This window comes from Streptomyces sp. NPDC048417, assembly GCF_040651615.1.
Lineage (GTDB): Bacteria > Actinomycetota > Actinomycetes > Streptomycetales > Streptomycetaceae > Streptomyces.
In genome coordinates this window covers 60,652-73,809 of record NZ_JBEZKI010000041.1, presented here as the reverse complement: position 1 = coordinate 73,809, position 13,158 = coordinate 60,652, and the positions used below count along the sequence as shown (strand labels likewise).

Sequence of the window (13,158 nt, the reverse complement as noted above, 5' to 3'; positions counted from 1 at the left end):
GTCCGACGATTTCGCCTTCCCTTCTTCGACCTTCTTCGACCTTCTTCGACAGTTCCTGGAGTTTCCGCGCGATGAGCACAGCCGCAATCAATGAGTCCGGCACCGCGAACGCACAGCCCAAGGTCCAACGACAGGTCCTCGTGGCCCTCAGCGGCCTGCTCATCGCGCTCTTCGTCGCGACCCTGAGCAGTACCGTGGTCTCGACCGCGCTGCCCAAGATGGTCAACGCGTTGCACGGCTCGCAAACGCAGTACACCTGGATCGTCACCGCAACCCTGCTCACCACCACTGCCACCACCCCGATCTGGGGCAAGCTGGCCGACCTGTTCAACAAGAAGACCCTCGTACAGATAGCCGTCACCGTCTTCGTACTCGGCTCGGTGGCAGCGGGCGTGAGCCAGTCTCCCGGGCAGCTCATCGCCGCGCGCGCCCTTCAGGGCGTAGGCGTCGGCGGCGTGCAGGCCCTCGTCCAGATCGCCATCGCCGCGATGATCCCGCCCCGCGAACGCGGCCGGTACAGCGGCTACCTCAGCAGCGTCACGGCCCTGTCCACCATCGGCGGACCGCTGCTCGGCGGTTTCATCGTCGACACCTCGTGGCTGGGCTGGCGGTGGTGCTTCCTCATCAGCCTCCCGGTCGCCGTCGCCGCACTGGTCCTGCTCCAGCGAACGCTGAGTCTCCCGGTCGTCCGACGCGACAACGTGAAGATCGACTACCTGGGCGCGACCCTGATCACCTCGGGCGTCAGCGTGCTGCTCATCTGGATCTCGTTCGTCGACAGCTCGTTCGCCTGGGGTTCCTGGCAGACCGCCGCCATGGTCGGTGCGGCACTGGTCCTGCTGTCCGTCGCCATGTGGGTCGAAACGCGTGCCGCCGAGCCCATCGTGCCCCTGCACATCATCAAGCAGCGCACCACCGTGCTGGCCATCCTCGGCAGTCTCGCGTCCGGTACGGCCATGTTCGCGGCCTCGGTCTATCTGAGCCAGTACTTCCAGGTCAGCCGCGGTTACACGGCCACCGAGGCGGGGCTGCTGACGATTCCGATGATGGGCGGCATCCTTGTCTCCTCCATCCTCGCGGGCCGGCTGCTCAGCCAGACCGGGAAACTCAAGCCCTTTGTCGTCATCGGCTCCGTCCTGCTCACGGCAGGGTTCGCCGGACTCGGCACCATCGACCACAAGACGTCGCTGGTCTTCATGAGCGCGGCGATGCTGTGCATCGGCGCCGGCGTGGGCATGACCACGCAGAACTTCATCCTCGTCGTACAGAACTCCGTCCCGATGAAGGACATCGGGACGGCCAGCACCACGGTCACCTTCTTCCGCTCCCTGGGCGGCACGTTCGGCGTCACCGTTCTGGGCGCCGTCCTGGCTCGTCAGGTCACCAACGGAATCTCGCAGGATCACGAACCGGCCGCCGTCGCCTACGGCGACGCGACCGGAACCATCTTCCTCATCGGCGCCGCCGTCGCCGCCCTCGGCATCATCGCGGCGGTCCTGCTGAAGCCGGTCACGCTGCGAACCAGCCTCGACAAGTCCGAACCGACTTCAGCAACCGCTGCCGAAACGGCAGACGGCGCTCCCGACGTCGACCAAACGGCCGCCGCGCCCGAACCGGACGAAACGGGCCCCGCGCCCGACGACGCGCGGCCCGATCAGAACCGGTGAGTCCCACACCGGGCGTGCCCATCACCGGGTCTCCCAGCAGGATCGCAGCGCGACATGGCGTTCCGGGGCCCGGTTCCACTGTGCTCGACCTGACCGGGCAGGGGTCGCGCCCCCGCGCTTGGCTCAGCCAGGCTGCGCCCCCCGGCACGGCGCACCCGCACTTGCTCTCCAGCGACATCACCAAACCGGATCCTAATTCCGGCAGGGCTTACCGCGTCGGCAGGATGATGGCGGAGGGGTGTTCCGGGTCGTGGAAGACCTGCTGGTCGGCGGCGTGGAGGGTGGTGGGGGTGGCGCGGGGTTCGCCGGTGCCGGGGTTGCGGTTGTAGCGGGGGAAGGCGCCGCTGGATATCTGGACGCGGATGCGGTGGCCGCGCTTGAAGCGGCACGCGGTCGGCCACAGCCCCACTTCTGCCGTGGAGGTCCCGTCGGCGCCCGTGAGGCTGGTCAGGCCGTCGCAGACGTTGGTCGAGCGGCCCTTGCCGTCGACGTCGCAGAGGCGGACGAAGACGTCGGCGTACGGCAGGCTGGAGCGGAAGAAGATCTCGGCGCTGACGTCGCCGATGACCTCGACATTCCTTGTCCAGTATCGGAGTTGTGTAGGCGATTCCGGCCTGTGGATCAACAGCACCCAGGTCGACATGTTCTCCGCGCCGTACGCGGTCGGCGTGAAGGCCGGCGACGGCTCTGTGAAGAACACCGGCCACCTGAAGCCCGGCGGCTACAACGGCTTCTTCAGTGCGCTGCGCGGCCAGCCGGGCGGCTGGGCGAACCTCATCCAGACCCGTTCCGACGGCACGGTCCTGCGGGCCCTGGCACCGGGGCACGACATCGAGGCGGGCGCGCTGCCGCTCGTGCCGTGCGGATTCTGGACGGAAGCAAGTAGGGAGGACGGGGGGCAGGCGAGCGGTCAGCCGATGGTGACGCCGCCGGCGACGCGCCCGAGGTCGTTCCAGGCGCCGTGGCCGTCCCCGCCCTGCCAGGCATAGACGGTGGCGGCGTTGGTCGTGTTGTCCCCGAGGACGTAGTCGGCGTTGCCGTCACCGGTGAAGTCGGCCGTGGACACGCGGGTGGCGTCAGCCGTCAGCCCGGAGGCGACCTGCCCCTGCCCCAGCCAGCCGCCGCGGCCGTCGCCGCCCCGGTTGAGGTAGGCCGAGACCGCGCCGGTGGAACTCAGCCACGTGTAGTCGGCGCGGTCGTCCCCGTCGAGGTCCGCGAAGCGCACCTTGGAGGCGTCGGCCGTCAGGCCCGAGGCGATCTGGCCCAGTGGCGACCAGCCGCCATGGCCGTCACCGCCCCGGTTGAGCCACGCCGACACCGCGCCGGTGGAGCTGAGCAGGACGTAGTCGGTCCGGCCGTCGCCGTCGATGTCGGCGAACTTCACCTGGGTGGGGTCGGTGGTCTGACCCGTGGCGACCTGACCGAGGACGGACCAGCCGCCGTGGCCGTCACCACCGCGGTTGAGGTAGACCGTCACCGTGCCGGTGGAGCCGAGGACGATGTAGTCGGCTCGTCCGTCGCCGTCGAAGTCGGCGATACGGACCCGGCCCGCGTCGGCCGTCAGGCCCGAGGCGACCTGCCCCAGTGGCGACCAGCCGCCGCGGCCGTCACCGCCCCGGTTGAGCCACACCGACACCGCACCGCTGGAGCTGAGCAGGACGTAGTCGCTCCGGCCGTCGCCGTCGAAGTCCGCCCACCGCACGTTGCCTGTGGTTCCGGACTCGGTGCCCGCGTCCAACTGCCCCCTTCCGGCGGCCCATCCGGCGTCGAACACGTCGGTGAGGGCAGGGGAGAGGGCCTGTGCCATGCGCTGGTAGCCGGCGTCGTTCGGGTGAAGGTCGTCGACGAACTGGGCGGAGGTCAGGGCGGGCGGGTCGACGTAGAGGAACTTCTTCCCGGCGGCCTGCTCGGTGCTCTGCAACTGCTTGGCCGCAGCGTTGTACGTCGCCACCTGCGAGCCCAGGTCCGGGGTGGTCGGGATGAGGCCCAGCATGATGACGCTGGTGCCCGGCCGGTCGGCGTAGATACGGTCGACCAGGTCGGTCAGCCGGGCGGGAGCGTTCGCGACGTCGACGCCCCGGTCGAGGTCGTTGATGCCGATGTGCAGGATCACCACGTCGGGGCGGGCCGCGGACATCCAGCCGTCGACGCCGTCGCGGATCTGGGAGATGACGTATCCGCTGTGGCCCTCGTTGGACTGATCGGCCAGCGTGCCGGAGCTCTGCGAGCCGACGAACTGCACGGTGTACGCGGACTGGCCGGCCACCAGACTCGCGAGGGGCGCCCGGTACGACGACGTGGTGGCGCTGCCCACGCCCCAGGTGATCGAGTCGCCCAGGGGCATGACCCGTAACTGAGGGACGGGTGTCTGAGCGGAGACCGGTCCTGCCGGCACGAGCGCCAGGAGGACCGCGCCGACGGCGGCGAGGGCTGCGGCGGCCGCCCGCCGCCTCAGGCGCCGTATTCGCGTGCCGGGGTGCACGGGTGAGCGTCTGCGGCGAATGGCCATGGAGCTTCTCCTCTGCCGCGCGGGCGGCTGGGTGGGGGTCAGGAGGCGGCGTTCATCAGATCGAGGGCACTCTGCTGGCGGGCGGCGTCGGTCGTGTCCAGGGGGCCGTACCAGTGCACGCCGTACTGGTCGAGCGCGTTGCGGTCGGACGCGTAGGCCTGTGCCGCCTGCTTGCTGAGGTACGCCGTGTAGGGGCGGTCGGACAGGACCGTGTTGAGCTTCGCCAGGCCGCGTACGTCGGCGCCCTTGAAAGAGGGTCCGTCGGCACCGCAGTCACCGCTCTCGCAGGGGTCCTTGAGGATGCCCGCCGAGGTGTTGAGCCTGCTTGAGGTGGTGTTGGCGTCGGCGATCCGGCGGGCGGCAGTCAGTACGGAGGAGTCGCTGGTGGCCTTGTACAGCTCGGTCAGACCGCCGACCAGCTGGCCCTGGTTGTACGACCACACGGTGGCGTTGCCGTTCTTGCAGGTGCTCAGGCTGATGCCGTCGCCCACCGTCTGGTCGGAGTTGACCATGCCGGTGCCCTGGAACCAGGTCCAGTCCGCCTTCGCGCGCTGAAGGTAGGCCGTATCGCCCGGGATGCGGTTGTGCAGGGCGGCGTTGAGCTCGATGTAGAGGGAGTTGGGGATGGCGTTCTTCACCGTTTTCGCGGTGCTCCACCACACTCCGCCGCCGCAGGTGCCGTCCCAGTAGGAGGCCATGTAGTCCGCGTCGGCCCGGGCTGTGGCCAGGTAGCGGCTGTCGCCGGTCAGGTCGTAGGCCGCGATCCAGGTCAGGCCCCACCATCCGGTGTCGTCGACGTAGTCGTTGCGGAACTGCCCCGCCTGGGCGTTGACCTGCAGGTCGTAGGTGCGGCCGATGGCGTAGGTGTAGCTCTGCATGCCGGTCACCCGGGCGTTGTCGATGACTGCGTGCAGCGCGTTGGCGGAGTTCCACCAGCCGGTGGTGTCGAACAGGCCGGTGCCGTAGTCGTAGAACTGCATCTGCGCGGTGGCCGCCGCGGTGCGCCGGTCGGCGGCGTTCCAGGTGGAGCGGGCCCAGGGCGTGCAGACGATGTCGGTGCGGTCGGCGGCCTTGCCGCAGGCGCGCAGGGCGCCGACGCCGTGGTTCGCCCAGTCGTCGACGTTGTACATCATGGTCCGCCAGCCGGTCTGGCCCGCCGGGATCGTGGTGGCGCCGATCCTGCTGCCCGAGGACCAGGTGCGCCCGCCGTCGAACGAGCGGTCCATCCACACCTCGTCCCCGGGGCTGCCGTTGCCTATGGACGCCCAGCCCATGGCGTCGGCGTCGTCGAGGTGCAGCACGAACGTGCGCGAGAAGAGCGTGGCGGTGACGGGTTTGCGGTCCTGGCCGCTGAGGGCCGGGTCCCGCGCGTCGCAGTACTTGTTGCAGACGGTCGCCTGGACTGCTGTGGTCGCTGCTTCGGCGCTTTTGGATGCCGGGATCAGGAGTGCCAGGGACACCGCGGTCGCGAGCAGTCCGGTCCCAAGCACAGGTGTTCTTCCCGCCTTTGACTGCATGTCAGCTCCGTCGAGTCGGTCAGCCCAGGCGCCACTGCTGGTTGGCGCCGCCGTTGCAGGTCCAGAGTTCGAGCGCGGTGCCGTTGACGTTGCCGGAGGCCTGGTCGCCGCCCGTGACGTCGAGGCAGAGGCCCGACTGGGTGCCGGTGATGGTGCCGTTGCCGTTGAAGCGCCACTGCTGGTTGGCGCCACCGGTGCAGGTCCAGAGCTGCACTTTCGTGCCGGCGGTGGTCCCGCTGCCGTTGACGTCCAGGCACTGGGTACCGCCGTAGAGGCGCAGTTCACCGGCAGCGGTGAGGGTCACGGCCTGGTTGGTGCCGCCCCCGCAGTCCCAGATCTCGATCTTGGTGCCGGGCGTGGTCTGGCCGTCGTACGCGTCGAGGCAGCGGTTGGAGGAGGCGCCGATCAGCGGGTGCGTCGTTCCGACGCTGGTTCCGCTGCCGACGGACACCCGGTACATGACCGAGCCGTGCCCCGGGACGTTGGCCGCGATGCTGCCGCTCGTGCTGCTGATCACGTGCGTCCAGAGGTTGTCGATCCGGTACGTCGAGGCAGCCGGGAGGCCCACCGCGGAGGCCGAGGTGGTGATCGTGGCCGCGCTCGAGTTCTCGTTGAACAGGACCACCGACACGTCACCGTTCGCGAGGGGTTTGGTCATCACGTGCAGACCGCCTGACGAGGAGATCTCGGTGCCCTGCTTGCCCAGGGAGTCCTGGTCCACGGCGATGACGTCCTTGTTGCCGTACAGGGAGAGGGTGGCGGCGGAGGCCTTGGGCATGTCGTTCCCGGCGATCAGCGGCGCGGCCATCTCCGACCAGAGACTGAAGTGGGAACGGTCCTCGGTGAACGACATGCCGTTGCCGACTTCGAGCATGTCGGGGTCGTTCCAGGCGCCGGGCTTGGCGTACGGGGCGAGCTTGACGTTGGCCTTGTAGATCGACACCACCGTGGAGAAGTTGACGTTGATGTCGTCGGTGGTGCGCCAGCTGTTGCCGACCCCCGCGCCCCACGTCCACACGTCGGCGAGGCCCCAGTTGCACAGGCTGTAGACGATCGGGCGGCCGGTGTTGGCGAGGGCGTCGCGCATGGCGGTGTAGCGCTGCTGGTCGGGCACGTTCTGGTGGTTGCAGTTGTCGTACTTGAGGTAGTCCACGCCCCAGGCGGCGAAGCTGTTGGCGTCCGTCTGCTCATGGCCGAGGCTGCCGGGGTAGCCCTGGCAGGTGGCGGTGCCGGCGCTCTCGTAGATGCCGAGCTTGAGGCCCTTGCTGTGGACGTAGGCGGCGGTTCCGCTGATGCCGTCGGGGAACTTGACCGGGTCGGGCACCAGTTGGCCTGCGGAGTTGCGGGCCGAGGTCATCCAGCAGTCGTCGATGTTGACGTACTGGTACCCGGCGTCTTTCAGACCGGAGGAGACGAGGTAGTCGGCGGTCTGCTTGACCAGCTGCTCGGTGACGTTGCAGCCGAAGGCGTTCCAGTCGTTCCAGCCCATCGGGGGCGTCCTGGCCAGGCCGTTTTCGAGGGCTTGCGCGGGCGGTGCGGCGCGGAGCACCAGCAGAGCCGGGGCGAGGGCCAGCAGAAGCACCATCGTGAGGGCGGCGCTCAGGCGTCTCATGAGGGGTGACGGGACAGTCATGCCGATGTCTCCTGTTTCGCCGTGCGGGGCCGGACGAACTCACATGCCGGACAACGTTGTCCAGTCGGGGGGCGGAGCATCTTGGAAACGTAACCATCGAGAACATCCCATCAGCCAGGTTCAGGCGTCAATGGTCCGTACCAGATTGCCGTCGGGCTTGAGTACCCATGCCTGCGGGGAGCGTTGACGATCCCACGGCTCAGTGGGAACGTTTCCATCACCCCATCCCCGGAGGCCCTCCCATGCCCATGTATCCCTCTCGGCGAGTGATGGTCGGTTCCGGCCTGGCCGCGATGACAGCGGTGGCCACCACACCGGCAGCCGCAGCGGAACGCTCCAGCCCGGCCCGGGCGTTGTCGCGCGCCGTCGCCGCGTACTCCGCGCTCGAGAGACACTTCGATACGAACGACGGTTCCGGGCTGGTCCGCGAGCAAGTACCGGCGGCCGACGACGACAAGGCGTACTCGTACGAATGGCCCTTCTCGCAGGTGCACATCGCCGCTCTCGACCTCACGGCCGTGGACGCGACGTACGAGTCGGAGCTGGCCCACAGGGCAACGGCGCAGGAGCACTTCTGGAACACCGGCGGAGGCACGACCGGGCTTCCCGGATACGACTCCTACCCCGTCGCCCCGTACGGCTCGGGCGGCGACATGTTCTACGACGACAACGAATGGGTCGGCCTGGCGAAGGTCCAGCGCCATCTGCAGACCGGGGACCCCGCCGCCCTGGCACGCGCGAAGGAGATCTTCGCCCTGGTCAGGTCCGGCTGGGACACCGACGCGAGCCACGCCGCCCCCGGCGGCGTCTTCTGGACCCAGGCCGGCTGGAGCCGGGACCGCAACACCGTCTCGAACATGCCCGGCGCCCAACTCGCCCTGCGCCTCCATCAGATCACCGGCGAGGCCGACTATCTGGGCTGGGCGAGACGTCTCTACGACTGGACGAACACACATCTGCAGAGCCCCGGCGGCCTGTTCTGGGACCACCTCGACCTGCAGGGCACCGTCGAGAAGACCTTCTGGTCCTACAACCAGGGCGTGCCGGTCGGCGTCAACGTTCTCCTCTACGAGGTCACCCGGGACCGCACCTATCTACGTCGGGCCGAGCGGATAGCCGAGGCGGCGTACGACCACTACGTCACCCGGAGGCGGCTGTTCACGCAGCCCGTGTACTTCAACTCGATCTTCTTCAAGAACCTGCTGCTCCTGGAGTCCGCGACCAAGAAGGACAAGTACCATCAGGCGATGGCCGACTACGCCGACCAGGTGTGGTCCACGATGCGCGATCCCGCCACCGGCCTCGTGCACTTCAATGCGGCCGGCGGTACGGAAGCGATCCAGCAGGCGGCATTCGCCCAGATCTACGCCGTGCTCGCGTGGCCCCGCGCCAGGTGGCGGACGCTCTACTGACTACGGGTGCCCGATCTCTCCCGTGCCGCGCGCGATCAGGTGGACCGGGAGGACGGTGCGGCGGGAGGGGGCGTCGTCGCCGTTGATGCGGTCCAGCAGGATGTGGGCGGCCCGGCGGCCGAGTTCCTCGGTGTCGGAGGTGACCACGGTGACCGGGGTGGGGAGCATGTCGGCCAGTTTGAAGTCGTCGAAGCCGACGACCGCAACGGAGGCCTGGAGCTCACGACAGGCCCGCAGGACACCCTCGGTGAGGAAGCCCGTGGTGGAGAAGACCGCGGTGGGCGGCCGGTCGGAGGTGAGCAGGGTGTGGGTGGCGGCGGAGGCTTCCTCGGTGGTGCCGCGGCGCAGGGTGACGACCAGGTCGTTGTCGGGGGTGATGCCGCTGCGGCGGAGGGCCTTGCGGTAGCCGCGCAGCCGTCGGCCGGTGCTGTAGTAGGAGGGGGCGACGAGGATGGCGATCCGGCGGTGGCCCTGGTCGATGAGGTGTTGGGTGGCCTTGCGTCCGCCGTCCTCGTTGTCGACGAGGACGACGTCGGCCTCGGCGCCGGTGGCCGGCCGGTCGACGAAGACGATGGGTACGTGGTCGTGGCCGTTGATCTCGTTGAGGAAGGCGTGGTCACCCTGGTCGGGGACGATGATGAGCCCGGCGACGCGTCGTCCGATGAGCTCGCCCACGGCGCGGCGTTCGACCTCCGGGTCCTCGTCGGCCGTGCTGAGGAGCACTGCGTAGCCGGCCCGGTTGGCCACTTCGACGGCGGCCTTGGCCAGGGACGCGTAGAACGGGTTGGTCAGGTCGCCGAGCAGCAGCCCGATGGTCATGGAGTTCTGCCCGGGTCGGAGCGAGCGCGCGATCTCGTTGCGCTGGTACCCGATGGCGTTGATCGCCGCCATCACACGCTCGGCCGTCTCCTCACGAACCGTTCCGATGCCGTTGACGACGCGGGAGACGGTGACGACGGCGACTCCGGCCCGCTCCGCGACATCGCGCATCGTGGGCCTGGCGTTCTGGTGGTGCGGGGGACGACTGCTCACGTGAGTCGAAGACCAACCTTCCATCGCGTGCCGGGGGCCGGGACCGCCCTCAGGATACGTTTCGGGTCCCGGCCCGCCGCTCGGCCCGGGTGGCTAACTGTTGCTCTTGATCACCTCGTTGATCTTGTCGGTCATCGTCTGGAGGTCGGAGAGCGGCTTCTTGCCGTTGAGGATGTCCGGCCAGTAGGCGGTGATCAGGTCGTTCGACTGGCTGGCCCACTGGGTGGTGAAGCGCACGCCGATGGTGGACGACGTGTTCAGTCCCGCCTTGACGGTGGACGCGACGGTCGTCTGGCCGGCCTTGTCGAGGGCGCCGAAGTAGGTGCTCTGGGCGGAGAGATAGGCCGGGGCGGCCACCGGGGAGTCGGGCAGCACCTTGGTCCACACGGTGGAGTCGAGGTACTTGAGGACCTTGAAGGTGGCGTCCGCGTTCTGGGTGTACGACGGGGTGCAGATGCCCACTGCGTCGTACAGGGTGGCCGGCTTGTTCACCTGGGGAAGGGGTGCGAAGCCGTACTTGATCTTCGGCTTGTCGGTGAGGAAGGCGGCGGCCAGCCACTGGCCGCTCCACAGCATCGGGATCTGTCCGGCGGCGAACAGCCCCTGCTGGTTGCTGATGTCGTATCCGGGCGGTGCGATGGCACCGCTCTTGATGCCGGCCGCGACCTTGCGGACGCCTTCGGTGTACGTCGCGTCGATGGTCGCCTTGGTGGGCTGGTGCATGGAGTCGGCGAAGGGCGCGCCACCCGCGGACAGCGAGTACGTGCTCAGGGAGAAGGGGCCGTCCGTGGAGGTCATCGCGTCGGCGACCAGGCCGTACTTGGCGCCCTTCGCATGCAGTTCGGCGGCGGCGTCGAACATCTGGTCCCAGGTCCACCCGGCGGCCGGCACGGTGATGCCGGCGGCCTTGAAGGCGTCGATGTCGTACCAGATGCCGTAGGTGTTGATCAGCGAGGGAACACCGCCGATCTTTCCGTCGGCGGTCTTCCAGTTCTTCATGGTGGAGGAGACGAAGCTGCTCGCGCCGAAGTCGCTGGAGCCGGAGAGCCGGGAGGCCCAGTCGGTGAGCAGGCCCTGGCTGGTGTACTGCTGCTCGGTGTCGTTGCCGCACCAGAACAGGTCGGGCAGCTTCTTGGCCTGGGTCAGGGCCGCGAGCTTGTCGCTGTAGTTGCCGTTGGGGCTGTCGACGCGCTTGACCGTGATGTTCGGGTCGTGGAAGCCGGTCAGGGCCTGGTCGATGGCCTTGTTGGTGGCGGCGGACTCCCAGGTCATGAGGGTGACCGTGGCCTTGCCGTCCGACTGTTTCCCGGACGAGCCGCCGCAGGCCGCCGTCGCGAGCAGTCCCCCCGCCGTCAGCAACGCTCCGGCGAGCCGGATCAATCGTTTCATCATGGCCTCCTGATACCTGGCTGGTACACGGCTCGTAGGTGGGTCGGGGTACGGATCAGCGCTGGTTGACGGTGCCCAGGGCGCTCAAGCCTTGGATGAAGTAGCGCTGGGCGACGAAGAACACGGCCAGTGGCGGGAGCATGTAGAGCAGGTTGGTGGCCATGTAGAGGTTCCAGTCCGGGGTCTGGCCGGCGAACTGGGTGACGAAGGAGGCCATGCCGACGCTCAGCGGCCACTTCTGCGACGAGTACAGGTAGATGAGCGGGTTGAGGTAGTCGTTCCAGGACATCTGGAAGGCCAGGATTGACATCGTTATCCAGGCCGGCTTGGTGATCGGAAGCATGACGCTGACGAAGATGCGGACGTGTCCCGCGCCGTCGACCTTGGCCGCTTCGTCGATGGAGTGCGGGATCGACAGGAAGTACTGGCGGGCGAGGAAGATGAAGAGCGGATTGCCGCCCAGGAAGGCCGGGACGATCAGCGGCAGCCAGGTGTCGTACCAGCCGATGTCCTTGAACAGTTGGAACAGCGGGATGATGCCGACCACCGGTGGCAGCAGCATGCTGCCGACGAAGACGTAGAACCACACCTTCCGGCCGGGGAAGCGCAGCCGGGCCAGGGCGTATCCGGCCATCATCGAGGTCATCACGCCGCCGATCACCGACAGGCCGGTGATGACGACGGAGTTCAGCAGCAGGCGCGGGAAGTGGATGACCTTCGGCCCATTGACGAAGTTCTCGAAGTGGAACTGGTGGGGCAGGAGTCGAGGCGGGACCTCGAAGACCGCCGAGGGGCCCTTCAGCGCGACGGTGAGCATCCACAGGATGGGCAGGATCATCACCGAGCTGATCAGCAGCGCGACGGCGTACCAGGACGCCGTCCGTACGGCCTTGCCGCGCGGCTTGGCTGCCAGGGCTGTCGTCGGCGCCGTCGTCGGCGCCCTCGTGACGTCAGGAGACGTGGTCACTGTAGGTCCAAATCGACGAGAAGCGGGCGGTGGCGGCGATCACGACGACGATGACGAGGAACAGCACCCACACCTGGGCGGAGGCGTAGCCGAACTGGGAGACCTGCCCGAGTTTGGGGAAGCCGTTGTTGTAGATCGACAGCATCATCGTCCGGGTGCTGAACCCGGGACCGCCCTGGTTGTCCGGCGAAAGGATCTTCGGCTGGTTGAACGCCTGAAGGGCCGTCACCATCTGCAGCACCACCTGCAGAATCATGATCGGGCTGATCAGTGGCAGGGTGATCCTGAAGAACACCGTGCCGGGGCCGGCGCCGTCGAGCCTGGCCGCCTCGTAGAGCTCGGTGGGGACCGCCTGGAGCGCGGCGAGGAAGATGATCATCGTGGAGCCGACGCTCCACAGCATGACGATCACGATCGAGGGCATGGCCGAGTCCGCCCCGGACAGCCATTCGCTGGTGGGCAGGTGGAGCCAGTTCAACACCTGGTTGGCCAGGCCGACTTGGGGGTTGAAAACGAACTTCCAAAGCGTGATCGTGGCCACCACGGGCAGGACGACCGGCAGGTAGCACAGGGTGCGCAGCAGGCTGACACCCCGCATCCGCTGGTTGCAGAACACGGCCAGGGCCAGCCCGATGACCAGTGACAACGGCACATACAGGACGACGAGCAGCAGCGTGGCGCGCACCGAGGGCCAGAAGGACGGGTCGGTGCTGAACATCCTGCGGAAGTTGTCGAAGCCGATGAACTTCGGATCCGACAAGCCGTTGTAGCTGGTCAGCGCGAAGTAGGCCGACCGGATCAGCGGGTAGACGACGAATCCCGTGAAGCCGATGAGAGCCGGCGCCAGGAAGACGTAGGCGGCCAGAGTGTCCGAGGACCTCTTCCGTCGCCGTCGCCAGGGTCGTCCGAGAAGCCCTGGGCTCCCCCGGTCGGGCGGCAGGTCCACGGGCGGTACGGCGGTTCGCGTCTCTTGGTGCGGAGCGGCTGTCACACGCGCTCACCTTCTTCCTCCGAGGAGTTGGCGAGGACCTG

General features: G+C 68.1%; 10 protein-coding genes and 1 pseudogene. 3 read left to right on the top strand and 8 right to left on the bottom strand.

All coding sequences use genetic code 11. The features are described from left to right. Positions 1–71: 71 nt before the first annotated feature. Entirely contained in the window at positions 72–1,667 is a 1,596-nt protein-coding gene (locus AB0D59_RS44185; RefSeq protein ID WP_362577139.1) for an MDR family MFS transporter, read from the top strand. 208 nt (positions 1,668–1,875) lie between these two features. Here the strand turns inward: AB0D59_RS44185 and AB0D59_RS44180 are convergent, their stop codons facing one another. After that, positions 1,876–2,310 carry a CocE/NonD family hydrolase gene (locus tag AB0D59_RS44180; RefSeq protein ID WP_362577137.1) on the bottom strand — a complete coding sequence of 145 codons (435 nt, stop codon included), beginning with the start codon at positions 2,308–2,310 and terminating at the stop codon, positions 1,876–1,878. Between AB0D59_RS44180 and AB0D59_RS44175 the strand changes: the two are divergent. Then, positions 2,267–2,518 (top strand): annotated as a pseudogene (locus AB0D59_RS44175) (beta-1,3-glucanase family protein); the annotation flags it as partial. The gene AB0D59_RS44180 and the pseudogene AB0D59_RS44175 overlap by 44 nt on opposite strands. Before the next feature lie 59 nt (positions 2,519–2,577). Here the strand turns inward: AB0D59_RS44175 and AB0D59_RS44170 are convergent. Genes AB0D59_RS44170 through AB0D59_RS44160 form a run of 3 tightly spaced genes read right to left on the bottom strand, consistent with a single transcriptional unit; the run spans position 2,578 to position 7,326 of the window. Then, the gene (locus AB0D59_RS44170) at positions 2,578–4,176 is read right to left on the bottom strand and encodes an FG-GAP-like repeat-containing protein (protein WP_362577135.1); all 1,599 of its coding nucleotides are present in this window, start codon (positions 4,174–4,176) and stop codon (positions 2,578–2,580) included. 38 nt (positions 4,177–4,214) lie between these two features. Beyond that, positions 4,215–5,693, bottom strand: a complete 1,479-nt coding sequence (locus tag AB0D59_RS44165; RefSeq protein ID WP_362577133.1) for a glycoside hydrolase family 76 protein — start codon at positions 5,691–5,693, stop codon at positions 4,215–4,217. 19 nt (positions 5,694–5,712) lie between these two features. Beyond that, positions 5,713–7,326, bottom strand: coding sequence for an alpha-galactosidase (locus tag AB0D59_RS44160; RefSeq protein ID WP_362577132.1), 1,614 nt, complete (start codon positions 7,324–7,326; stop codon positions 5,713–5,715). Between the two features lie 242 nt (positions 7,327–7,568). Here AB0D59_RS44160 and AB0D59_RS44155 point away from each other — a divergent pair, with 242 nt between their 5' ends. Continuing rightward, entirely contained in the window at positions 7,569–8,738 is a 1,170-nt protein-coding gene (locus AB0D59_RS44155) for a glycoside hydrolase family 76 protein (RefSeq protein WP_362577130.1), read from the top strand. Here the strand turns inward: AB0D59_RS44155 and AB0D59_RS44150 are convergent, their stop codons facing one another. From AB0D59_RS44150 to AB0D59_RS44135, 4 genes are all read right to left on the bottom strand, one after another. After that, positions 8,739–9,770 carry a LacI family DNA-binding transcriptional regulator gene (locus AB0D59_RS44150; RefSeq protein ID WP_362577128.1) on the bottom strand — a complete coding sequence of 344 codons (1,032 nt, stop codon included), beginning with the start codon at positions 9,768–9,770 and terminating at the stop codon, positions 8,739–8,741. 93 nt (positions 9,771–9,863) lie between these two features. Next, positions 9,864–11,162 (bottom strand): extracellular solute-binding protein, encoded by a 1,299-nt coding sequence (locus tag AB0D59_RS44145; protein ID WP_362577127.1) that lies wholly within the window; start codon positions 11,160–11,162, stop codon positions 9,864–9,866. 52 nt (positions 11,163–11,214) lie between these two features. Continuing rightward, the gene (locus AB0D59_RS44140) at positions 11,215–12,126 is read right to left on the bottom strand and encodes a carbohydrate ABC transporter permease (RefSeq protein ID WP_362577125.1); all 912 of its coding nucleotides are present in this window, start codon (positions 12,124–12,126) and stop codon (positions 11,215–11,217) included. Further along, complete coding sequence (locus tag AB0D59_RS44135; protein ID WP_362577123.1) at positions 12,110–13,117, bottom strand: sugar ABC transporter permease; 1,008 nt, start codon at positions 13,115–13,117, stop codon at positions 12,110–12,112. Before AB0D59_RS44135 ends, AB0D59_RS44140 begins: the two co-directional genes overlap by 17 nt. Positions 13,118–13,158: the final 41 nt, after the last annotated feature.